We start from the raw sequence: 23289 nt of genomic DNA, 5'->3' as shown, positions 1-23289 counted from the left end.
GAGAGACTGGGGGCAAAGAGCCATACCGGGCCCGGCGACCGTAGCCCCTGATTGGAGCTGGGAAAAAGATAACGGGGTGGCAGGTACGGGGCGAGGATTCGGCCCATCGCGGGCAGGGCGCTGCCCGGAAGCCACGACGCGAGCACGATCCGTGCGCCGCGGCCGGCGATGCGGGCGATTTCGGCTACCGCGGCGTCATGGTCGGACGCATACATCACACCGAACACCGAGACGACGACGTCCGCGCAGGCGTCGGGGAGCGGGAGATCGCCCACATCGCCGCGCAGCCACTGTATTCGGCCACCGTGTTCCGCGGCCCGCGTCGCCGCGATCCGCAGCAGCGTCGGTTCGAAGTCGACGCCGACGACCTCGGCGCCGCGCGCGGCCGCGAGCAGCGCGGCATTGCCGGTACCGGTGGCGATGTCGACCACCCGATCGCCCGGCGATACCGCTGCCGCCTCGATCGCGGCCACGGCCGCCGGGTACAACCGCGCCGCCATCGCCGGATAGTCGCCGTACCCCCACGTAGTCGCTGCCGTATCGTCCACCATCGCCTCCGTCGTCGAAGGCGCCCTTGGTCGTATCGGCGGACGAGCGTGGCGGAAACCGTTCCGTCGCAGCGCCTCTCGCCCGCTGCCGAGTGTAGCGGTGCGCCCCGGCCTAGACGAGCGGCCGCGCGGGGGTCACGGCCCGGTGGTGGACGACGAGGTCGAACCATTCGCTCAGGGAGCCGCCCGAGAGGTGGAACGCGCCGTCGTTCTCGGGGTCGTACACGGGGCCGATCACGCGGGTCTTCGTCGGCGCGGTGAGCCAGGTTCGCACCGAGTCCGGGCCCGGGGTTCGTAGATCCAGCAGGTAGGTGGCGAGATCGACGCGGCCGAGTACGGTTTCGGCGAAGTCGGCCGGCGGGGAAGGGAAGGTGTGCGCGGTCGAGCCGTGGTCGAACGTCAGGCCGACGGACAGATAGCCGGAACCGAAATGCTCTCGAAGATGGCCGCCCGCGCTGCGATGAGTGACCCGCTTCTCGCCGAGGAGCACATTTCGTGCCGCGGCGGCGACCGTATGCGTCGTGCCGCCCCAATAGACGACCTTGTGCCCGGTGGGCTCGTGCCAGCGGATCACAGTGTCTGCCAGCATCTTTTCGATATCGCCGAGGTCGCCGGATTCCGCTGTGACCCGGCGCTCGGGCTCCGGATGGGCGATACGAACCGGATCGTCGGGGTGCTGCCGGTTGTATCGGCGTATCCATCCGACGACCTCGAGTATCTCCTCGGTTCGCCAGAACGATCGGGCCCCGGCCAGCAGCGCGCGCGGGTCGCCGGCCCCGGTGCGCACGTACTCGTCGAGCGCGGCGCTGGTCGCATCGTCGCCCTCCAGGACGAGGCTGCGAAATCCCGAGTGTTCCACGAGGAAACGCAGGATCCGATGGGCGGTCACCGACAACTCTTGGGTGTCGCGGGTCGCGGCGCCCAGCGCGACGACGCGTGCGGCGCCGGCCGACCGGCGCAGTGGCGCCAGATCGGTGAGTGGATGCTCCGGGGCCGAGGCGGAGAGCGGATGAGCGTGCTGCTCGACCCATGGCGTCACGGTGTCGATCGAAGTGGTCATGCGGCAACTCTGGTACCCCAACCATGGTTGAGGTCAAGAAGTCTCCTCACAGTCGGCGCATAGGTTCGGCAAAGAGCCGACCCACCTCCGGGCGCGATCCTCGATGCAACGGCCGCGGCAGACAGCCCGGCGACCGAGGCGGAGGAGAACCGTATGACGATCACAGAGGCGCCGCGTCGGCAGGCCGAGCCGACCGGATCGCCGCCGCAGCCGGCGCGGTGGGGCGCGTTCCTCTCGGGACCGCCCGACCAGCCGCGATGGGCGCGGCCCGGGCTGCTGGTGCTGCTGGTCGCGACCGCGTTCCTGTATCTGTGGGGACTGAGCGCCTCCGGGTGGGCCAACGACTTCTATGCCGCCGCGGTACAGGCGGGCACGCAGAGTTGGAAGGCGCTGCTGTTCGGATCGCTAGACTCCGGTAACGCCATCACCGTCGACAAGCCGCCCGCCGCGCTGTGGGTGATGGGGCTGTCCGGGCGGCTGCTCGGATTCGGTTCGTTCTCGCTGCTGTTGCCGCAGGCATTGATGGGTGTGGCGTCGGTCGGGCTGCTGTACGGGGCGGTGCGGCGCTGGAGCGGTCCGGCGGCCGGGCTGATCGCGGGTGCGGCGCTGGCGTCGACTCCGGTCGCGGCGCTGATGTTCCGGTTCGACAACCCGGACGCCCTGCTGGTGCTGTTGCTGGTCGCGGCGGCGTATTGCACGGTCCGGGCCACCGAGAAGGGGAGTGGCCGCTGGCTGGCGGCGGCCGGGGTGGCGGTCGGCTTCGGCTTCCTCACCAAGATGATGCAGGCGTTCCTGGTGCTGCCGGCACTCGGCCTGGTGTTTCTCGTCGCCGCGCCGATCGCACTGCGCGCCCGGATCCTGAAACTCCTGGGAGCCGTTGTCGCGCTGGTGATTTCCGGTGGCTGGTTCGTCGCGCTGGTGAGCCTGTGGCCCGCCGATTCGCGGCCCTACATCGGCGGCTCCACGGACAACAGTCTGCTCGAACTCGCCCTGGGCTACAACGGTCTCGGCCGCGTGATGGGCGGCGAAGGCAACGGCGGCGGCGGTGGTCCCGGTGGGGGCGGCAACACCGGCTTCGGCGGCAGCACCGGAATCACCCGCCTGTTCGGCGACTCGATGGGTACGGAAATCTCGTGGCTGCTCCCGGCGGCGCTGATCGGGCTGGTGGCCGGCCTGTGGTTCACCCGGCGCACACCCCGCACCGGACGCATCCGCGCGAGCCTGATCCTGTGGGGCGGGTGGCTTCTGGTCACCGGCGTGGTCTTCAGCTTCATGCAGGGCACGATTCACCCCTACTACACCGTGGCCTTGGCGCCGGCGATCGCCGCGCTGGTCGGCATCGCGGTGGTGGAACTGTGGCGCGGACGTGAATTCGCCTCTGCGCGTGCGGCCTTGGGTCTCATGCTGGCGGCGACCGGGGTGTGGAACTTCGTCCTGCTGGACCGCACGCCCGACTGGTACCCGGCGCTGCGCTGGATCGTCCTGATCGGCTCGATCGTGGTCGCGGCGGTCCTCGTCGTCGGCGCGCACGCCCTCGGCCGGATGACCGTGATCGTCGCGGCCGCCGCACTGCTGTTCGGCTTCGCCGGCACGAGCGCCTACGCCCTGGAGACAGCGGCGACCGCGCACAGCGGGTCGATTCCGACCTCCGGCCCCGACACTGGCCGCGGCATGGGCGGATTCGGTGGCGGGCCCGGAGGTATGTCTCCGGACGGAAATGCCCCGGGTGCTTCGGTATCCGCGTCCGGCGGCACCACACCTGATGGGACTGATTCGGGAACAACGGATTCGACATCCGGCGGCGCGACGAACGCGCAACCACCGGCGAATGCCGACTCGACCGGCACCCGCGACGGCGGTCCCGGCGGAGGCAACTCCGGCAACACCGCCCTGCGGGAACTGCTGAAGAGTGCGAACAACCGCTGGGCGGCGGCCACGGTCGGCTCGCAATCCGCGGGCAGCCTCGAATTGTCCACCGGCACAGCGATCATGGCGATCGGCGGCTTCACCGGCAGCGACAACTCGCCCACCCTCGCCCAATTCCAGGACTACGTGAAGAACGGCGACATCCACTACTTCTTCGCGGGCGCCGGCCCCGGCGGCCGCGGTGGGTCGGGCGGTGGCTCCGGCAGCGCGAGCGAGATCACCAGCTGGGTCGAATCCCACTACACCGCAATAACAGTGGGCGGAACGACGGTCTACGACCTGACTCGACCCATCGACTGACAACCGAATCGGGGCCCGGCGATAGATGGCAGGGCCCCGATTCGCGTGCGGGAGTCCACGGAGTAGCGGCTGCTACGAAAGACCGGCACAGCTCATCCGAATTCGAGTTCCGACCAGGGAATGTCGATCGGAAACGGATGGTCGATGCGAACCGATTCCGAGGCGGTGGGTGACCAGGCGCCCGCCAGGACGTAGTTCGCCTGGTGCAGCACCGATACTCCGGGCGGCAGCGGCCCCACCTGCGGGGCGAGGACGTACGCGTGCACGTGAGCGATGGCGCTGCGTTGCGTGGCGAGGGTGACCTCCCAATACCAGGGGATCCCCGCCTTGGCATAGCGTGCCTTCTTCAGTTCCATATCCGCATCCGAATTCGATGGCGACAGCACCGCGCCCACCAACACGACGTCGGGGGAGCGGACATGCTGGTACGGCTGTTCGAGACAGCGGTGAACCATGAAATCCGGTGTTACGAAGTCGGACTTGCCGGACTTGCCGAAGAACACGTTGGTTTCCGTGCGCACACTCCAGCACTGTTCGGGATCGTCGGACATCTGTTTCCGAGCGCAGCGTCGAAGGCCGCTCCACAACAGGTTGGTGAACTCCTGGTGTTCACCGGGGCCGCGACGAAGCCACACCACCCGGCCCTCCCACAGCTCGATGCGAGCTGCGATGTCTTCGGGCAACTGCTCCAGCTCTTCCCAGGTCATGTACTCGGGAAGATCCGGTCGCGCGACATCCGGGCAGGACATGATGCCCATCGTAGCGGGCCGAACCGTGCTGTTCAGTGGCTCGACGTGCGGATTCGGAGGGCGGTCGTCCAGCGGGCAGGGCGTGGGCGGTGGTCCGCCCACGCCCGAGTTCCGTCCTCAGTTGCTCTCGCTGTCGTGGGTGTGCTGTTCGTAGGGCTGGTTCATGGTGTGCTGGAACTTGATTGCGGAGGCGATGCCGACGGGGATGCCGAGGAGCGCGGCGCCGAGGATGGCGCCCATACCGCCCAGGACGCCCGCTCCGGCCAGGCAGCCGGCGATGAGGGTGAGTCCGGCGGCGTCGAGGACGGGCGCGCCGAACACCGCGCCCGCTACGGCGCCGACTCCGCAGCCGACGGCGAGGCCGATGAGACCACCGGTCATCGTTCCGACGCTGGTAGCCAGGCCGAATTCGTTGATGGCGGCCTGGATCGCCGCATCGAATCGCTCGGTCTGCGGGTCGCCGTCGATATTCTCCAGGTGCAGTTGCGGCGTCGCCGCGCGTGCCGCTGCCCGCACCTCGGGTGCGGCGTGGACGGCGGTCAGGGCCTTCGGCTCGGTCGGGAAGGCCGGGACACCGGCAACCGTGGCGCCGGAGGCGTCGCGCACCTGGAATTGCCCGCCCGCCGCGACCAGCGTGGCCGTCGCGGTCTCGATCACCACGGACTGATCCGCGGTGGAGCTCGTGTACTGCACGCCCGGCATGATCTCGGTGCTCAGGACGTGATCTGCCGCCGTCGTGGGCGCGGCGGATGCGACAGCCGAACCGGCGCCCAACGCGCTCACCACCGTGATCGCCGTGACGGTCATGCGGGTGATCTTGTTCATCTGATCTCTGTTCCGTTCTGTGTTCTGCGCAGCGCTCGATGGAGCGGCATCAGACATTAACGGAAATGATTTCCATTTTCCATTCGGCGGGCGAGCCGAGTGGTGTGAAGTGGGTGAGCTCGCAATCAGCTGGAACGGCGGCTCCGTTCGGAAGCGCCGGCGGGCGCGTGCGTCAGCGCGGGCAGGAGGTAGGTGCGCAGATGATGGGACACCGCGGCGGGATCGTCCGGGTCGAAGGTGTCGCCGGGGACGGTGCCGAGGCTGATGAGGACCCGGGCCACCCACTCGGCGACCTCGGCCAGATCGTGGCCGGGGTGCACTTCTCCGCGTTCGGCGGCGCGGTCGATATAGGGCCGCCAGAACGCCGCGAGCGCGGGGACCAGGGCGGTGACGCCGGCGCCGGCGCAGGCCGCGAACTCCTCGGGTTCGGACGAGCGCAGGCGCATGAGCAGCGCGCCCGGATCGTCGTAGGCGCCGCGACCGATGCGCACGCCGATGGTGAGCTGTTCGGCGAAGGTGTCGATGCGGTCGAGTTCGGCGCGGGCGTCGTTCCACCAGGTGTCGGTGAGCCGCACGATCGCGGCGCCGATCAGCGCGGGCTTGTCCGGGAAGTGCCGGTACAGCCAGGCGCGCGAAACCCCCGCCTCCTCTGCCACCTCCATCATCGTGGTGGCGCGAATTCCCTTGGCGGCCAGCAATTTCTGTGTCGCTTCCAACAGCCGGTCGACCACCGTCGTGGTCGTCGTGTCGCTCATCCGCCGCCCCTTTCGCCGCACACCCGCACCGGTTCGCTGTCGACCGGTTTCGGGAAAACCCTAGCAATGTGTGGACAGATCTGAGAATGTGTCTACTAGTAGACACTATCGAGAATCTGTCTACACGCCCATGGCGTGAAAGGAGTGGTGATGTATCAACCGCGTACCGCGGTCATCGGCGCCGGAATCAGCGGTCTGACCGCCGGCAAGATGCTCGGCGACTACGGGGTGCCGTATGTGTGCTTCGAATCCTCGGACCGTGTCGGCGGCAACTGGGCCTTCGGCAACCCGAACGGGCACAGCAGCGCGTATCGCTCCCTGCACATCGACACCTCCAAACATCAGCTGTCGTTCCGCGACTTCCCGATGCCGGAGGAATTCCCCGACTTCCCGCACCACACCCAGATCAAGCAGTATCTCGACGATTACTGTGCCGCCTTCGACCTCTACCGTTCCATCGAATTCGGCAACGGTGTCGAACACGCGCGGCGTCTGCCGGGCGGCGGCTGGGAACTGCGCACGCAGCGAAACGAGGTGCGCCACTTCGATTTCCTGGTCGTCGCCAACGGGCACCACTGGGACCCGCGCTATCCGGAATTCCCGGGCGAATTCACCGGCCGCACCATGCACGCCCACCACTACATAGACCCGCGCACCCCGATGGACTTCTCCGATCAGCGCATTCTGGTGGTCGGACTGGGCAACAGCGCCGCCGATATCGCGGTCGAGCTGTCGTCGAAGGCGCTGGGCAACAAGCTGACGCTGTCCACTCGCTCCGGCGCCTGGATCGTGCCGAAGTACATCGCCGGTAAGCCGGCCGACAAGTACTACCGCACGAGCCCCTACATCCCGTTCTCCTGGCAGCGCAAGATCGCGCAGTGGGGACAACCGCTGACCGCGGGCCGTCCGGAGAATTACGGCCTGCCCACGCCGAATCACAAATTCTTCGAGGCGCACCCGACCCAATCGGTGGAACTGCCGCTGCGGCTGGGTTCCGGCGATGTGATCCCGAAACCGAATATCGACCGATTCGACGGCGCCACCGTGCATTTCGCCGACGGCACCGCCGACGATTTCGACATCATCATCTACGCCACCGGCTACAACATCACCTTCCCGTTCTTCGATCCGGACTTCATCAGCGCTCCGGACAACAAGATCGATCTGTACAAGCGGATGTTCCTGCCCGGTTTCGAGGATCTGGCCTTCGCCGGATTCGCCCAGTCCACCCCGACCTTGTTCCCGTTCGTCGAATGCCAGGCGCGACTGATCGGGGCCTATGCGGTGGGCCGCTACCGCCTGCCGTCGGCGGACGAGATGCGGCGGGTGATCGTCGCCGAACAGCAGCACTACACCGGGCATATGGTGCCCAGCGCCCGGCACACCCAGCAGGTGGACTACTTCCTCTACGAACACGATATGCGGGTGCGTGAGATTCCGGCCGGCGCCGAGCGGGCGCGGCTGTCGGGGCCGCCCCCGTGGGCGCGCGTGGCGGAGACGGATCGACCGGTGGGAGTGGCACAGTGACGACGTATCGGCAGGTCGAGTTCACCTCGTCCGGAACCACCTGTGACGCATGGTTTTTCGAGGGCGCGCCGGACGGGCCGTTCGACGGTCCCGGCGGCCGTCCGGTCGTGGTGATGGCGCACGGATTCGGCGGGACGAAGGATTCCGGGCTGGAACCGTTCGCACAGCGCCTCGCCGCGGCCGGACTGGCCGTATTCGCCTTCGACTACCGGGGTTTCGGCGCCTCCGCCGGTGAACCCCGGCAGCGGGTCTCGATGGCCGCACAGGCCGAGGACTACCGTGCCGCGCTGTCCGCGGCCGCACGGCAGCCCGGCGTGGATCCGAATCGACTGGTCGCCTGGGGCATCTCACTGTCCGGCGGCCACGCCCTCACCGTCGCCGCGGACCGGACCGACATCTGCGCGGTCGTCGCGCTCGTGCCGCTGGTGAACGGATTGGCCGCGGGCCGAGTCGCTTTCGGGCAGGTCGGCGCCGCGGCGATCGCGAAGTCCACGGTGTGGAGTGTGCGCAGCGCCCTGGCCGGGCGGTTCGGCGGTAATCGGGTGATGATGCCGCTGGTCGGCAGGCCCGGCGAACATGCCGCACTGACCGCCGACGGCTACTACGAGAGTTATACCGCACTCGCGGGCCCCACCTGGCGCAACGAGGTGGACGCGGCGATCGGTCTGGAACTGGGCAGCTATCGCGCCGACCGGCGGGCCGCGCGCATCACCGCGCCGGTGCTGATGCAGATCGCCGACTTCGACCGCGCCGCGCCCGCCTACGCCGCGGCCAAGGCCGCGTTCGCCGCACGTGCCGAGGTTCGCCACTACCCGTGCGACCACTTCGACATCTTCGCCGGCAACGACTGGTTCGAGCCCGCCGTCGACCATCAGGTGCACTTCCTGACCCGCCATCTCGCCGCCGACCGCGCGATCGCCGAGGGGGCACAGCGATGAGTACAGCCGGTGAAGCGGCGAACGCCCCGGAGGCAGCGCCGACAACGCGGGGCGCGATGGTGATCGGCGGTGGCTCGGGCATCGGCCGCGCCACCGGACATGCGCTGGCGCGCGACGGTTTTCGCGTCGTGGTCGCCGATGTGAATCTCGAGGCGGCGCGGACGGTGGCGGCGGAGATCGGCGATTCGGCGAGTGCGGTGGCGCTCGACGTCACCGACGAGGCGTCGGTGGCAGCCGGCTTCGAAGCGAGCGGCGACCTCCACGCGGTGGTGAACTGCGCTGGGCTGTCGCTACCCGGCCCGATCACCGAACTCGAACTGGCACACTGGAAAACGACGGTCGACGTCTGCCTCACCGGATCGTTCCTGGCGATCAAATACGCGGGCCGCCACCTGGCCGACGGCGGATCCATCACCTGCATCGCCTCCCTCAACGGCCGCCAGCCCGGAACCGGGATGGCCGGTTACTGTTCGGCCAAGGCGGGTGTGCTGATGCTGGTGGAGGTCGCGGCGCTGGAGTTGGCCGAGCGCGGCATCCGGGTGAACGCGATCAGTCCGGGCCTGGTCGACACTCCGCTGGTCGCCGGTATCGCCTTCGTTCCGGGGCTGACCGAGGAGTACCTCGAGAACACCCCGCTCGGACGCAGCGGCCGACCCGAGGAAATCGCCGAGATGGCGGCCTTCCTGGCCTCCGACCGGGCGGCGTGGATGACGGGTGCGGCCATCGATCTCAACGGCGGCGCACATCTGAAGCGCTATCCCGACGTCCTGGCCCGAGTGCGGGCGCTGGCCGAGGGTTAACGCGCCGCGTGCGGGTAGGTGTGCTGATGCAGGCGGTGCAGGAGCGCCTGCATCAGCCCCGACTCGAAGGCCGACGCCAGTGTCCCCTCGGTGAAGCGGTCCGCGCGCACCAGCAGGGTCAGGTATTGCAGGCACTGCTGTGCGGTGCAGGTCGCCAGCGCCGCGCGGTCACGGCGCTGGATCGCCTGCTGTCCCTCTTCCCAAGCGCCCCAATTGAAGTGGGTCAGCAGCAGATGCCTATCGACCAGGAAGCGCACCACCTCGTCGACGAGCGGCGCCTTCCGCGACCAGGCCGAGCCGGAGGCCGCTTTGTCGACTCGGCACACCAGATCGGTGAGCACGCCGCGATCGTGGGCGGTCAGCCGCGCCAAAGCGGCCTCGGCCGATTCGACCGTCATGGGGTTGGCCTGCGTCACGATCCGACACCTCCGTCATGTGAAAACTAGGAATTTCATACCATGAGGTGTGTACTTCTTCTCGGCGCAGTCTCCGGTGCCGGCTAGCGGCGGGGCTCCGCATCACCGTCGGCAACCAGGAACACCGGCAGTGTCGAAGGATCGCCGATGAACTCGAATTCCGCACCGCGCGTGTCGACTTCGCCGTCGGTGGCCAGTGAGATCGGCGGCCCGTCCACGCGTACCCGCAACTTGTCCGCATGCCGGTGGACGTAGGTGGGCGAATCGCCGAGGGTGCCGGTGAGCGACGCCCAGATCAGCCGCAATCGGGAGAACCGCCGGTCCGCGCGCAGATACCGGATGTCCAGACCGGCGCCGTGCAGATCGGTTCGGGCAGTGGGCACCTGATCGCGGGGGCGGTAGGCTCCGTTGCCCACGAACAACATCCACACCGAGGCCGGAACGCCGTCGATGGTGGTGCGCAGCGGCTGGGCGCGCACGAGCACGCACACCATCGCCACCGCCGCGGCCGGCCATTTGCCGATGCAATGTTCCCAGCGTTCACGCAACCGGACGAAATCGGGATAACCGCCGAGGCTCGCGGTGTTCACCAGGGTGCGTTCGCTGCCGTCGTCCAGGCGCACCCGCGCGGTGTCGGCTAGCGCGACCTGTCCGGAGGACAGTGCGGCGAGGGTGGCCGCGATATCCTCGACACCTATGTCCCGGGCGAAGTGGTTCAGGGTGCCGCCCGGGAAGACGGCCAGCGGAAGTCCGTGCCGCACCGCCGCTTCCGCGACCGCCGAAACCGTGCCGTCCCCGCCCAGGACGCCGAGCGCGCGGATCGATCCGGATCTCACCCGGGTGTCTATCTCGGCGTTCAGGTCGATGTCGTCGCCGAGTTCGAGCAGCGTCGCGGCCGGAAGCTTGCGGATCAGATCGGCCAGCAGTCCGCCGCCGTCGCCGCTGCCGGAGTTCGGATTGGCGACCAACAGCAGGCCGTCGCCGCCGATCAGGGGTTCGATCCGCTGTGCCGGGCCGACCGTCGCGGGTTCGTCGCGACGCACCGCCCACCACCGCCTGGTGCCGACCGCGACGGCGCCGCCGAGTGCCGCGCCGGCGAGCACGTCGGTGGGCCAGTGCACGCCCACGTGAACCCGCGAGTACGCGACCGCGGCTGCCACGGGCGCCACCGCAACCGCCAGTACCGGTGATTCCAGCGCCACGCCGGTGACGAAGGCCGCCGCCGAGGCGGCGTGGCCGGAGGGAAACGACGACGAGATCGGCGGCGAGATCAGGCGCCGCATCTGCGGCACCGCCTCGGCGGGTGGCCGGCGCCGCGGGAACAGCGGTTTGCCGACACCGTTGGCCAGCCCGCTCGCGATGCCGACGGCGACGAGTCCGCGCGCCGCGGCACGGCGGTGAGTCGTGGTCCCGACGGCGATCGCACCGACACCGGCCGCGATCCACAGCCGATTGGCGTTGGCGGCGTGGCTCAGCGAACGCAGCACGGTGTCGGCGGTACTCGGGCGCAACCGTGCGCTCCGGTCGACCAGTCGCCGATCCAGAGTATTGATTCCGCGAACCCGCCGCGGGACGAGAGGCCTGCGCATTCACCCGAGCGTACCGGCACGGCGCGCCGGGCACATCGAACAACCGGACTTATCGGGCAGCCTCGTTGGGGGCGGGCAGTTCGGCATGCCGGGCGAAGGCCTGGTCGATGAGCTCGGAGGCCGCCCGGGTGACGATCAGGCGGGCGATGGCCACCTCGGTTTCCAGCCGTGCGCGGTCCTTGCTGTCGCGCTGCGAGCGCTCGTAGGCCTGCCCGGCCAAGCAGTAGAACAATTCGGTGGCGTAGCGATCGGCGATCTGATTGCAGTCCGCGCGCAGCCGCTCCACGAGCTGGAAGGCGGTGGCGTCCGGCACCCCGCTGTCGATGAGGCGCGCGGCGAGATCGCCGCAGCGCGGATTGGCGACCCGGTAGGCCTCCAGCGGGTCGGAACTGCCGGCCAGCGCCTGTTTGACGTAGTCGGGCAGATCGGCGAGCGGATCGTCGCCGACCGGTTTCTCCTGTGCCGCAACGGGTTCGCGCTCGCCCGGACTGTCGCTGACCCCGAGGACGTCGGCGAGCCCGTCGCCACGATCCCATGCCTCGAGCAGTTCGCGGATCCCGTTGAGCTTCATACCTCGGCTGAGCAGCCGGCTGATCGTGTGCAGCCGCTCCAGATGATCGGATCCGTAGTAGCCGATGCGCCCCCGGACTTCCGGTGACGGCAACAGCCCTCGTTCGTGGTACACGCGGACACTGCGCACGGTGGTGTCTGCTGCCCGCGCCAGCTCGTCGATCGTGTACTCCGAGTGCACAGCCATACCTCTTAGGAAATCACAACTTACCCCGTAGAAAAACGGACCGTACAAAAACGTCCCGTTAAGTGACGATACATCCGTGCAACGACTTGGTCAATGTGCCGTTAAATAGCGGCGAAAGTGGTTGCTGACAGCCAAATCGTGGGTTAACGTGCCGAGTACAGCAGTTCGCTGCTGGTTGCCGGGGACTGTTGAGCAGCCCCGATGCCCGCCCGACCCATGGGCCACGTCTGCGAACCACACGGTGACTGCACACGTGTGTCCTCGGCATCCCCGGAGACGGAAATGAGCACAATTCACTCGCGTCGGCTACCTCTCGGATCCCCTGTGGCGCCGCCGCTTTCGACTGTTCCCACGCCCGCCGTCGCGACCGTCGCCGTCGCGGCCGCGCACCGCCCGCCGTGCGCCGACGGACCCGACGACTGGGACCTCGACGTCGGCACCCCCGACTCCTGGCGCGCCGCGGTCCGGATCTGCGCGAGCTGCCCGCTGCTGACCGAATGTTCCCAGCTCGCAGAGGCTTTGATCGCTCGTGGCGACGGTCCCCGGGCCATGATCTGGGCCGGAGTCGCCTACGACAGCGCCGGCAAGATCGTGGAGAACCTCGATCGGCATCGGACGGCCCCGCTGGATCACAAACGGCCGTTGCGGATCATCCGGACCGGCGCCCGGCCGGTCTGTGTGGAACCCGCGCCCGCGACGCCGCGTCGTCGTATCGTGCTGGGGCGCCGGTTGCGACCGGCAGCGACCGGTGGCTGCTGAGAGCCGTCACCATCGACAGGCGAAAACTACTGTGACGGTGGGTAATTCATGACTGTGCTGGCGTTGGAAATCGGCCCGGCGGGCTTCGCGGCGACTCGCGTGGCAGACGATGTCGGTACGGACGATATTCGCCGGGCTCCGATCCCCGCCGCCGGCGCCTGGGAAGCCTGCCGGACACTGCTGCACGAGACCGCCGGCGGCGAGGATGTGGCGGCGATCGGGATCGGATCGTCAGGGCCGATCGACATGACCGCCGGCGTCGTCGCGCCGACCGCGGTCAAGGAGTGGCAGACCGGTTTCGAGCTGGTCGATTCCGTGAAGAAGGCGTTCCCGGGCGCCAGTGTGCAACTGGGGCTGGACGGTGTGTGCCTCGCGCTGGCCGAACAGAATTTCGGCGCGACGGGTCAGGTGATGGACGCGGTGTCGATCGCCGTATCGGATCGGATCAGTGCCGGGGTGATGGTCGGCGGCCTGGTGGTCGTGGGGCGTACCGGCAATGCCGGTCATCTGGGCCATCTGCTCGTTCCCGGTTACGACGAACCGTGTGAATGCGGTGGTCGAGGCTGTCTCGAAGCCGTCGCGGGTGGCCTCTCCGCGGTGCAGTGGGCTCGGGGCCGGGGCTGGCCGGGAGCCACGGTGGCGGAACTGGTTTCGGCGGCGCAGTCCGGCGACGAGGTTGCGGTCGCGGCGTTCGAACGGGTGGGTACCGCGTTGGGACGGGCCATCGCTTCGATCGCGCCGCTGCTCGATGTCGGTCTCGTCGTCGTGGGCGGTTCGATGGCCACGGCCGGCCCAGCGCTGTGGAAGCCGCTGAACACGGCCGTGGCCACCCATGCCCGGGCCGGCTTCCTGGCCGCACTGCGAGTGGTCCCTTCGGAATTGGAGGATCTCGGCGTCCTGGCCGGGGCGGGGGTTCTCGCCCTGATCGCGGCCCAGGACTAGCGGCACCGTCGTCGATCACGGCCGAAGGCGCGCAGGATGCGGGCGTCGGCCGTGATTTCGCATGTTCAACGTCTGTTTACGAAATGGGCGTTCGTTCAACATGGTTCACTTGCAGTGGTCGGACTGCTGACCAGTGCAGTTGTTCTTCTCCTATTGATCGCACCGCTGGATAACGGTACATTGTCTAGGTCACGATGATCGTCTGAACCCGTCGGTCATGAGTGCGGAGGAACGGCTGGTGCAGGGCAAGTGCGATGAGTGACGCGGTGATCGGATGGACGACGATCGAAACATTGACGCCGGAGACGATGTCGGTCGCCTCGGTCGGGGAAACGCCCCGCGAGTTCGCGGCGTGGCAGCGTGTGCTGCAACGGCAGCTGGCGAAGATGCCCGCGATCTACGACGGCCTGACGACCGCGCGGATCGCCGAGGCCATGATCTCGGCCCGCGATCACGCGCAGGAGGTCGATCTGCGGATCGCGACCCGCTCGGGTCCGCATCGGCTGCTGATCAAACCCGTCTTCGGTCCCGCCGGTGACGTCCATGCCATCCGGCTGTGGCTGGGTCCGGCGACCGCGGAGGTGCCGGCGCTGCGTCCGGCGGTCGGAGCGATCTGGGATCTGTCGACACAGACCATCCAGCTGCCGGGCGGTATCGCGCGATTGTCGGGAATGTCCGCCGAAGAGTACGTGCCGCGGATATCGATCGCCGAACTGTTCCACCGGATGTCGGGATTCGACCGGCACACCGAGGTGCTCGATCTGCTGTACGAGCCGACGGCCGGCGCCAAGATGCAGTTCGACGTGACCGTCCGCGCCGACGGTGAACGTCCCGGCCGCTGGCGCATCACGATGCGCGCACGGAACGACGAACGATCCAGGGGCGCATGGCTGTTGATCGAGGAGATCGGCGCCGAGCGGGCGTCGATGTCGTGGTCGACGCTGGAGCAGGTCGGTCTGCGGGAAGCGCATCGCCGTGCCGGCACTCATCTGGCTGTGGTGCAACTCGAATACACGAGCATTTCGCACTGGCTGACCGATCCGGCGCCCTGGATCAGGTGGGACTATCTGTTCCGGCCGATCGACGTCTTCCATCCCGACGATCGCCATCGCCTGCTCGCCCTCGACGAGCGGTTGCGCGCGGGCGACACCGCCGGGGTGACCGTCCGCGCTTTGAATTACGGTGGCGGGTACACCCCGACCTCCCTGCTGCTGTACCCCTACCCGGGATATTCGGCGCGGCAATTGGCGATCGCCCAGATGGTTCGCGTCGCCGACGATCTCCCGGTGATGGAGCCGCAACGGCAGTCCTCGGGGCTTCCGCATCTGCACACCCCGATCGGCTACGACGACCAGCTGCGGCATCGTCTGGCCGGCCGGATGAAGCGCAGCCCCGTGTACTGATCGCCTTCCCACGGCAGGGAACAGTCCGAAGGGTGAATGCCCTTGTCCTCTCTACCATTCCGAGAGTGCGGGCAATTGCTGGTAGATCGGCGGATTCGGGCGAAGCACTGCTTCGCCGGATGGCCGCGCGACGCCGCCGCGACAACATCCTCGTCGCGGTACTGGCCGTACTAGCCGTCCTCGGCGGTGGACATGCCGTCCTGTCCTGGTTCTCGGAGCCGCCGCAGGGGCCGTCCGACGCGAACACGACGACCCTGATCGGCCATGCTCAGCTGGCGGCATCGTTCGCCGAGGACTTCGTGGTGAGCTACCTCGGTTCGAGCGCGGGGCAGCAGGATCGGATCGCCGACTATGTCGATCCGGGCCAGCAGATGCGCTTGCCGGCCACCGCGCATCCGGTGAGCGACCCGATGGTCGTCCACGTCAGCCGCACCGAATCGACTGCGAGCGTCGAGATCTGGGCGGTCACGATATCGGTGCACCCGGGTCGGACCGGCAGCGTGACCGACGCCCGCCAGTACTACCAGGTCGCGGTATCGGTGACACCGGACGGCCGCAGGCGCGCGCTGTCGCTGCCGGCCGCGGTGGAGCCGCCGGGGCGTGGCCCGGATATCACCCTCGCCTACGGCACGCCCTGCCCCTCGGATACGCCGCTGGCCGATGTCGCCACCGGCTTCCTGACTGCCTATCTGACCGGATCGGGGGATGTCGCCCGCTATACGGCCGTCGGCGCCGGGATCACGGCATTGCGCCCGGCTCCGTTCACCGGCCTCGAGAGCGTCTCGGTCACGGCAGACGAATCCAGTTGCGGCAGTAGCGGAAACGCCGCGAAAGTGCTCGCCACGGTGGCGCCGAAGGGAAGTGGTGGCGCCTCGGTCTCGCTGTCCTATCCGCTCACCATGGTGCGCCCCTCCGGACAGTGGCAGATACAAGCCATCGATCGTGTTCCGGCGCTGACGAATCCGCTCACGGTCGTGAACGGCACAGGTCCCGGCGGCGCCGGCGCACCGGCGCCGAGCAGTAGCCAACCCGCCGCACCGACGACGACCGTGCAGATCCCGCCGGCGACGCAGAACTGATCCGAGAAGGGACGCTCATGCACAATCTCAACGCGCTGCTGTATTACATCCTGCTGGTGGTCCGCGCGCTCGGCATCATCGTCATCACGATCCTCGCCATGGGCATCCTCATCTCCGAGGCGGCCAAGTCGAAGTTGTCGCCGACGAAGGTGCTCGGCGTGGTCGGCTCGGCGATCCTCGCGGCGGTGCTGTTCTGGATGCTGCCGACACTGGTCAACTACGCACGATCCGATGCCACCAGCGTCGTGCCCGATCAACCGGTCGGGCGATACCGATGACCCAGCTGATCAAGGTGTACACGCCGATCAAACGGGTGCCCACCATGATCGGCAAAGCGCAGAACGGGCAGAAACTGCCATTCGGGCCGTACACACTTCCACAGGTGGCCGGCGGTATCGCGGTCATTCTCGTTACCTCGGTCCTCGCCATGATCCTGCCGGTGAATCCGGCGATCACTTTCGTGGTGGGGCTGATCCTGACGATTGTGGCGGTGTTCGGCCTGGGGTTGCTGCCCTATACCGGGGTACGGATGATCTCGCGGGCCATGTGGTTCGGCCGTTTGGTCTTCGTCCGTAAACCTGTGTCGGCCTCGGGTTTTCCGGTCACCGCCGAATCCGCCCGGCACACCCTGTTCATCGAGGAATCCGTGGTCATCATCTTCCCGGACGGGTCGGCGCCCGAGGCCGCGCCGGTCGGCCGGCCGGGATCGGGAAATGTCGCCGAGTTGCTTGCTACCCAGTCCACTTCGCTTCGTGCCGAGGGTAGCCGCGCAGTGGCAGGAGGAGTGCACTGAATGGCGTTCGAGCGAGATATCCAGCCCACCGCGGCCATTCGGGGCAACCTGCAATTCACGCACGCCGGATTGGTCACCGCGACATATTTCATCAATCCGCTCGGTTACGGATTGCGCAAGGCCGGTGACAAGTTCGACGTGAAGGCGGCCCACCACGCGCTGATCAACAACCTGCCCAACGGCTCGCTCCTGCTGGGAATTCAGGCGCGGCTCAACACCATCGACGTGCTGGGCAAGATGGTCGAGGGCGTCGATCTCGACGAATGCGAGGATTACGCGCTCGAGGTGGTCGCCGCCTACGAACGGGTGCGTGCCATCGTGCCGCAGACCCGGATCTTCCTGCTGTCCATACCCGTCGGATCCAGCGGCCCGGCACTGTCGGGACTGTCGCGGATCTGGCGCGGCAGCACCACCACGATCGATGCCACAGCGCTGTCACGCGCCGATCTGGAGGCCTACGACGACACCGCGAACGAGATCCTCTCGCGAATCGGTGGCGATTTCGAACCGGTGCCGGTGCCGGCGGCGTTGTTCCAGTGGCTGTGGGAGCACTATCTGTCCCGGGGTGCGGTCGGCGATCCGGTCGCGCCGACCCGCGCGGGCGTTCTCGACGATGCCACCGCCGCCGTCTTCCGGTCCGCGGCCCTGGACGAAGGCGCCCAGGCCGACAGCAACCGCCGCCTGCGTCCGTCGTTCGTGCCGGTGATCAAGGTGGTTCAGCCCGACTTCGAATTCCGGCCGTCCTATCAGGCGATCCTGACCCCCCATTCGTTCCCGTACTCCGGGATGAATTTTCCCGGCGGCAGCGAATTCCTCAGCGTCCTCGACGGTATGGAGAACGTCACCATCGACTGGGCGATGCGAATTTCGACGCGCCCCGCGGACGCGGTGCTGAAGAACAACGAGCAGAATCTGCGCCGTCTCGGTGAGCAGATGGATCAGCGTGATCAGGAGGTGTCGTTCGCGCAGAACACGTTGATGTCGAAGGTGCAGATGCTCGGTGAATACAACAATCACTTCGAGGTCAACGGTGGCGAATCGGAGGTGTCGTTCACGACCGTGATCGCGGTCGGCAGCTCCTCGCACGACACCACCATGGATGCGGTCAATACCCTCAAACGCCGATACAAACGCTTTCAGGTGGAGATGACGGCACCTGTCGGCGCTCAGGTCGACCTGTGGTCCATGATGATTCCGGGCAGTCCGCCCCGGCGCGCCTACGACGACTTCGCCCATATCGTGCCGTCGGATATGTGGTCGGGTTTCGTTCCCTTCACGACCAGTCAGATCGGTGACGACAGCGGTCCGGTGATCGGCGTCAATTTGCTCTCCGGCCAATTCGAGCCGATTCACTTCGGCATCATGGAAGCGGCGCTGCACGACCTGTCGGCCTCGTTCGCGGTGACCGGCGAACTGGGTTCGGGTAAATCGTATTTCCTGAAACTTATGGCGGTGCTGGTCCACGATATGGGCGGGCAGTTCCTCGCCATCGACCGCAGTCAGGTCGGGGAGTGGGAACATTTCGCCTCCTCGATCGACAACGCGGTCGTCATCGACCTCAGCAATCCGACCGTGTCGCTGGATCCGCTGCGATTGTTCGATCCGCGTGTCGCCGGTGAGCGTGCGCTGGACTCGATCCTGCCTCTGCTGGACCTGTCGCCCACCAGCGGTGCCGGTGCGCTCATCGGCAGCATGCTCACTCCGAAAGGTATTGCCGAGCACGGCATTCGGAGTCTGCTCGATCTCTATCGCGTGGTGTGCCGGTTGCGCGACGAGCACGGCAGTGCCGAGGAGTACGCCGATCTCGCCGCCCGGCTGGGAGCCATCGTGGAGCGGGTGCCGGTCCTGTTCGATCCCGGCCTGCGACCGCTGCGACTCGACGCCGCGGCCACGGTCATCCGAAGCCACAACCTGGCGCTGCCGACGGCGGAAGAACTGGTCACCCCCCACCTGTACAACCGGTTGCCGCTGACCAAGCGCCTGGGCACCGCGCTGTACGAACTGGTGGGCGTCACCGCGCGAGAGGCGTTCCTCTCCGACAACGGCCGGTTCGGGCTGCTCGTCGGCGACGAGGCGCACCACTTCACCCAGACTCAGGTGGGATCCGCGGTGACCAGCGACTTCAGTCGCGACGGCCGAAAGCATCTGGCCGCGATCGGTTTGGCCTCACACGATCCGGCCACCGACTTCCAGGGCGCGGCGCACAATCTGATCCCGAACCGGTTCGTCTTCCGGCAGCGCGACGAGACGCTGGCCCGCAACAGCCTGGAATGGCTGGGCGTGGACCTCGACGAGGCGCCCTTCCTACTCCAGATTCTGCGCGAGGAGACCTCCCCGCCGATCGGCCCCGGACGGCAGGTGCCCGAGGAGCGGCGCGGCGAGATGTTCATGCGAGACGCGTTGAACCGCATCGGTCGCGGCAAGGTGCTCGGGCCCGCCCGCCCCGATCGCGCCGAGGCCATCAGCAGTACGCCGAATGCCGCACCCAAGCGCGCGATACTGGAGAGACAGGCGGTGCCATGATCGGCGATACGGGCACCGTGCACGGCCGGTTCGGTCCGGACTGGGAATTCGAATTCTTCGACCCGGCTCGGTGGCAGCCGCGCGCGGTGGCCCGCCGATGCTGGAATTTGATGTCGGCCACTCGGCGGCGGCGTTGGAGTGTCTCGGCGCTGGCCGTGTTCGTCGTGATGGTCGTGCTGCCGGTGGTGCTCGGTGCGGTGGCCACGGCACAGACGGGGGAGGGGGATGCGGAGGGGTCCTCGGTCAACAGTGGACTGAGCTGGATGCATGTGCGCGATTCGTCCGGCGCGGAGTTGTCGAGCTACATCTTCGCGACCAACCACGGCGGACTGCTTCACCCGGCGAATACCGCGCTGTCGCTGGTGCTCAGCCTCGAATTCGCGGGCTGGATGGTGATCGTGACCACGGCCATCTGGTTGATCGGATACGCTCTCAGCTTCGCATGGCTCAATTTGTTCAGTCGTGCTCTGGAAGGTGTCGCGCACAGTCTCAGCGGCCAGATCGCCACGCCGATGATGTTGGCGGCTGCGGTCACGATCGGAGCGTTCTTCGTAGCGTGGTTCGTGGTCCGCGGTTTCCACGCCAAGGCCACCATGCAGGTGGTCTCCATGTTGTTGATCGCGGTGGCAGGGCCGATATTCCTCGCGGAGCCGCTCGCGGATGTGCTGTCGTCGGACGGCTTACTGGCCCAAGGCCGCAATATCGGGGTGTCGGTGGCTGCCGGCTTGAACGGCAACAGCAACCCGAACGCATCGGCACTGGTGCCACAGATGCAGGCCGATCTCGCCGACAACTTCGCCCGTCGCCCGCTACAGGTATGGAATTTCGGCCGCGTCGTCGACACCGATTCGGCGTGCAAGGCGGCGTGGACCTCGGCGGTGATGAACGGCAGTGAGAATGCCGTCAAGGAGGGTATGAAGAACTGCGACAGGACTGCCTACAAAGCGACCCAGAATCCGACCGTCCCCCAGATCGGGGCGGGATTGATCCTGTTGGTCGCCGGCACGATCTTACTGCTGTTCGCGGTCTATCTGTCCCTCAAGATCATCAAAGCCGCGCTGGACACGATCTATCACGGGTTCATGTCGATCTTCGGATTCGCGGCGGGCGGTTTCGTCTACGGGCCCACCCAAACCTTTCTGGTGCGCAATATCGTCGACGGTTTCATCGCGGGCGCGCGGATGGCCTGCTACACGATCTTCCTGGGCGTCTATGTGCTGTTCCTGGGCAACTTGTTCAAGGAAGCGGAGAACGACGTCATGGCGATCTTCGTCATCGGCGCCATCGTGGAAATCATCGCGATCTTCCAGTTGCAGCGTTTGAGCGCGGGGCTGACCAGCGGGAACGAATGGGTCGCCAACCGCTTCGCACTGGCGATGCAGGGCGTATCTCGCGGAAGCGGCGGCGGCGGAGGTTCCGGTACGGCATTGGGCATGGGACAGGCCGGAGCAAAGCACAAGCTGGGCGGCGCCGCGATGCTGGCGACCCTGGCCGGGGTCAGCACCGTGAGCAATTCGCCGCTCACCGAATGGATGTGGGGGCGGACCCGCAGCCCGCTGCGGCCGTTCTCGCGTACCGAGCGTGAGGCGCAGCTCGCGCAGTGGGGGGTGTGGGGCCGGGAAAACTTCGGTGGAGCGGACGGTCTGTACACCCAGTCCTATATGAATCGGCATCAGTTCGCCTTCGCGGCGCGGCAAGCGGCCGAGGCCGCCGGCGGCGTCGACACGGTTATGGGTGCCTCCGCGGCGATCCAAGGTGTATTCGACTACGGCGGGGGCCTCGACAGTGCCTGGGGCGCAATGCTCGGCGCCGGCTTCACCGATGAGCAAATCATGTCGAACGCCATCCGCTCGTGGGGCATCGTCGCACAGAACGCCGAGGACGAGACACTCACCGACAAGCACCTCGGCCATGTGGTCTCGGCCATTTCGCGCGCCCAACATTCGGCAAATCGTGTGCTCCGGGGGGAGGGCACGGCGGAGGAGGCGGCAGCCGATCTGGCGACGCTGCAAGCGGCGACCTTCCGCTTTCGGCGCGCGAATCCGGGTGGCGTCACCTTGGACGGCGGGGCTCGCCATGGCCGAGAGCGACGATTCGTCGAGCAATACATGGCGGCCCCGAGCCAGGAACAGATCGAGCAACTGCAACTGGTGGCAAGTGGTGGTCGCTCAAGGATGGCGTCTCTGGCAGGAATCGACGAAAATAGTGCCGACCGGATGCTCATGTGGATCGGTAACGAGCACGCGCGGGTTGTCTCCACCGCCGTCGACCGGTTGGTCGACGATCCGGGGAACCCGCGCCATATCCGAGAGGTCCGCCGGGTCATCTCCCATGCGGCCGACACGGATCTCTGGGCGTCGCGGGTTCACCGGACACCGTGGAACGCTCCTCAACCGCCCGGCACCAACCCTCCCAACCCGAACTGGCGACGCGAAATGGGACGCGTCGGTCGCCGCATTCGCTAGGCAGCGGATAAACCGAGAGGCTTGTGAGGAGGCTGTCGATGAGCAATCGGCCGGATGGACTGCGGACAGCATTGGCATTCGTACCGTGGTGGGCTTGGGGTCTCGTGGTCGTTGTCGCGCTGTGCGGTGTAGTACTCATGGGAGCGGTGTTTCCTACTGCGGCACAGTCGGGTTCGTCGGCCTCGGACCTGCAGTGCCAATGCGCGAGTGCGATCGGGGACGACCCCAGCGAGACACCCACGGCCACCACCGTCTCGAAGTGCGGAGGCGGCGGCACGGTCGCGGCATCGGAGATCCCGTCGACCAATCCGTACGCGAGCGTAACCGTCGACCCGAGCGACAACGACGTCTCCGATTGGATCCGGTCGTGTCTGAGTGGACCGATGCAGTCGGCGCCCTATCAAATGCCGGAGTTGGCCTACGGCAATACCGGCTTCGCCGGCAGTTGCGCGGCTGCGCTCGCCGCGGGGTACCGCTCCCAGGCGGCCGATATGGCCGAACTGGTGCGAGGAGTGATCTACCAGGCGTCGGTGGCCGCGACCACACAGCGATGTGAGAAGACGTCGCTCGACGGAACACCCGCGCCCACCGGAAACGGTTGCCAGACTTCGACGGACGCCATTCGCGGCAGCAATTCGGGCGCGGTGATCCTTCCGACGACCCTCGCGGGCCAGGCGATCTGCGGTCAGCGCGTGCAGCTTTCCGCCGCATCGGCGGGCGATGTGGTGTTCTGGGACTACGGTTCGCGCGGGCCGGCTCGCGCCGGTGTGGCACTCGGCGACGGGACCATGATCACCGCCGATGCAACGACGGGAAGCCTTGTGCAGCAGACGATTCCGATGAGCCGGGGCGTACAGGTCAAACGGGTATTGGGGGCCGGGGCATGACATCACCCGCCGAAGTGCAGCCCGGAGTCACCGGTGAGCCGAACGAGGAGCAGCCGTCCGACGGGACCACGCCGTGGACGCTGCGCCCCATGGAACAACGGTCGAAGCCCGACAAGGCCGTGACGCCGTCGCTCCCGGGAGTACCGTCGGGGGCGAATACTCCAGCGGCGCCGTCGTCGTCTGTTCCGGTGGTTTCTCCGCCTGCGCCACCGGGTCCGGCTCCGGCCGGGTCGGGTGTGGGTGTGGTG

At 67.4% G+C, this 23289-nt stretch carries 21 protein-coding genes and 1 pseudogene; 14 read left to right on the top strand and 8 right to left on the bottom strand.

Annotation, left to right across the window (positions count from 1 at the left end; all coding sequences use genetic code 11):
• Both A5789_RS22585 and A5789_RS22580 read right to left on the bottom strand, forming a co-directional pair.
• The coding region (locus A5789_RS22585; RefSeq protein ID WP_155525565.1) for a class I SAM-dependent methyltransferase at nt 1-551 on the bottom strand (551 nt) is incomplete at its 3' end.
• Nucleotides 552-660: 109 nt separating this feature from the next.
• The gene (locus tag A5789_RS22580; protein WP_082940881.1) at nt 661-1608 is read right to left on the bottom strand and encodes an erythromycin esterase family protein; all 948 of its coding nucleotides are present in this window, start codon (nt 1606-1608) and stop codon (nt 661-663) included.
• Between the two features lie 153 nt (nt 1609-1761).
• On the opposite strand from A5789_RS22580, the gene A5789_RS22575 reads away from it, so the two are divergent.
• Entirely contained in the window at nt 1762-3834 is a 2073-nt protein-coding gene (locus tag A5789_RS22575; RefSeq protein ID WP_064902265.1) for a glycosyltransferase family 39 protein, read from the top strand.
• Between the two features lie 92 nt (nt 3835-3926).
• On the opposite strand, the gene A5789_RS22570 is transcribed toward A5789_RS22575, so the two are convergent.
• From A5789_RS22570 to A5789_RS22560, 3 genes are all read right to left on the bottom strand, one after another.
• Nucleotides 3927-4583, bottom strand: a complete 657-nt coding sequence (locus tag A5789_RS22570) for a Uma2 family endonuclease (protein WP_064902266.1) — start codon at nt 4581-4583, stop codon at nt 3927-3929.
• Between the two features lie 117 nt (nt 4584-4700).
• Complete coding sequence (locus tag A5789_RS22565) at nt 4701-5408, bottom strand: hypothetical protein (RefSeq protein WP_064902264.1); 708 nt, start codon at nt 5406-5408, stop codon at nt 4701-4703.
• 125 nt (nt 5409-5533) lie between these two features.
• The gene (locus A5789_RS22560; RefSeq protein WP_063010429.1) at nt 5534-6163 is read right to left on the bottom strand and encodes a TetR/AcrR family transcriptional regulator; all 630 of its coding nucleotides are present in this window, start codon (nt 6161-6163) and stop codon (nt 5534-5536) included.
• Between the two features lie 150 nt (nt 6164-6313).
• On the opposite strand from A5789_RS22560, the gene A5789_RS22555 reads away from it, so the two are divergent.
• From A5789_RS22555 to A5789_RS22545, 3 genes are read left to right on the top strand one after another with little or no spacing between them, the layout of a single operon-like run.
• Complete coding sequence (locus A5789_RS22555) at nt 6314-7690, top strand: NAD(P)/FAD-dependent oxidoreductase (protein ID WP_063010494.1); 1377 nt, start codon at nt 6314-6316, stop codon at nt 7688-7690.
• The gene (locus tag A5789_RS22550; RefSeq protein WP_064902263.1) at nt 7687-8628 is read left to right on the top strand and encodes an alpha/beta hydrolase; all 942 of its coding nucleotides are present in this window, start codon (nt 7687-7689) and stop codon (nt 8626-8628) included. The genes A5789_RS22555 and A5789_RS22550 overlap by 4 nt, the downstream gene beginning before the upstream one ends.
• 56 nt (nt 8629-8684) lie before the next feature.
• Entirely contained in the window at nt 8685-9428 is a 744-nt protein-coding gene (locus A5789_RS22545; protein ID WP_063010433.1) for an SDR family NAD(P)-dependent oxidoreductase, read from the top strand.
• On the opposite strand, the gene A5789_RS22540 is transcribed toward A5789_RS22545, so the two are convergent.
• From A5789_RS22540 to A5789_RS22530, 3 genes are all read right to left on the bottom strand, one after another.
• Entirely contained in the window at nt 9425-9844 is a 420-nt protein-coding gene (locus A5789_RS22540) for a DUF6508 domain-containing protein (RefSeq protein ID WP_146100734.1), read from the bottom strand. The two genes, A5789_RS22545 and A5789_RS22540, sit on opposite strands and share 4 nt — an antisense overlap.
• An 83-nt stretch (nt 9845-9927) precedes the next feature.
• Nucleotides 9928-11433 carry a phosphatase PAP2 family protein gene (locus A5789_RS22535; protein WP_064902261.1) on the bottom strand — a complete coding sequence of 502 codons (1506 nt, stop codon included), beginning with the start codon at nt 11431-11433 and terminating at the stop codon, nt 9928-9930.
• A 49-nt stretch (nt 11434-11482) separates the two neighbouring features.
• Nucleotides 11483-12190: a MerR family transcriptional regulator gene (locus tag A5789_RS22530; protein WP_030517942.1), complete on the bottom strand. Its 708-nt coding sequence runs from the start codon at nt 12188-12190 to the stop codon at nt 11483-11485.
• Between the two features lie 324 nt (nt 12191-12514).
• Between A5789_RS22530 and A5789_RS22525 the strand changes: the two genes are divergently transcribed.
• The 10 genes and pseudogenes from A5789_RS22525 to A5789_RS38025 form a co-directional block, all read left to right on the top strand.
• On the top strand, nt 12515-12949 hold the full coding sequence (locus A5789_RS22525; protein ID WP_063010439.1) for a hypothetical protein: 435 nt from the start codon (nt 12515-12517) through the stop codon (nt 12947-12949).
• 48 nt (nt 12950-12997) lie between these two features.
• A complete protein-coding gene (locus A5789_RS22520) occupies nt 12998-13891 on the top strand; it encodes an ROK family protein (protein WP_064902260.1) in 894 nt (297 codons plus the stop codon).
• A gap of 254 nt (nt 13892-14145) precedes the next feature.
• Nucleotides 14146-15294 carry a GAF domain-containing protein gene (locus A5789_RS22515; protein ID WP_082856699.1) on the top strand — a complete coding sequence of 383 codons (1149 nt, stop codon included), beginning with the start codon at nt 14146-14148 and terminating at the stop codon, nt 15292-15294.
• Between the two features lie 119 nt (nt 15295-15413).
• A complete protein-coding gene (locus A5789_RS22510; protein ID WP_063010443.1) occupies nt 15414-16373 on the top strand; it encodes a conjugal transfer protein in 960 nt (319 codons plus the stop codon).
• Nucleotides 16374-16390: 17 nt separating this feature from the next.
• The gene (locus A5789_RS22505; protein ID WP_030517937.1) at nt 16391-16651 is read left to right on the top strand and encodes a hypothetical protein; all 261 of its coding nucleotides are present in this window, start codon (nt 16391-16393) and stop codon (nt 16649-16651) included.
• The gene (locus A5789_RS22500) at nt 16648-17166 is read left to right on the top strand and encodes a hypothetical protein (protein WP_063010445.1); all 519 of its coding nucleotides are present in this window, start codon (nt 16648-16650) and stop codon (nt 17164-17166) included. The genes A5789_RS22505 and A5789_RS22500 overlap by 4 nt, the downstream gene beginning before the upstream one ends.
• On the top strand, nt 17167-19689 hold the full coding sequence (locus tag A5789_RS22495; RefSeq protein ID WP_063010447.1) for an ATP-binding protein: 2523 nt from the start codon (nt 17167-17169) through the stop codon (nt 19687-19689). It begins immediately after the preceding gene.
• A gap of 362 nt (nt 19690-20051) precedes the next feature.
• Entirely contained in the window at nt 20052-22154 is a 2103-nt protein-coding gene (locus A5789_RS22490) for a hypothetical protein (protein ID WP_155525683.1), read from the top strand.
• Nucleotides 22155-22192: 38 nt separating this feature from the next.
• Nucleotides 22193-23041 carry an NlpC/P60 family protein gene (locus tag A5789_RS22485; protein WP_155525684.1) on the top strand — a complete coding sequence of 283 codons (849 nt, stop codon included), beginning with the start codon at nt 22193-22195 and terminating at the stop codon, nt 23039-23041.
• Nucleotides 23038-23289: pseudogene (locus A5789_RS38025) on the top strand (hypothetical protein); the annotation flags it as partial. The gene A5789_RS22485 and the pseudogene A5789_RS38025, both read left to right, overlap by 4 nt.

The organism is Nocardia sp. 852002-51101_SCH5132738 (assembly GCF_001665695.1).
GTDB classification, from domain to species: Bacteria; Actinomycetota; Actinomycetes; order Mycobacteriales; family Mycobacteriaceae; genus Nocardia; species Nocardia nova.
Note: the sequence above shows the minus strand (reverse complement) of the source record. Positions and strands in the feature narration are given on the sequence as shown.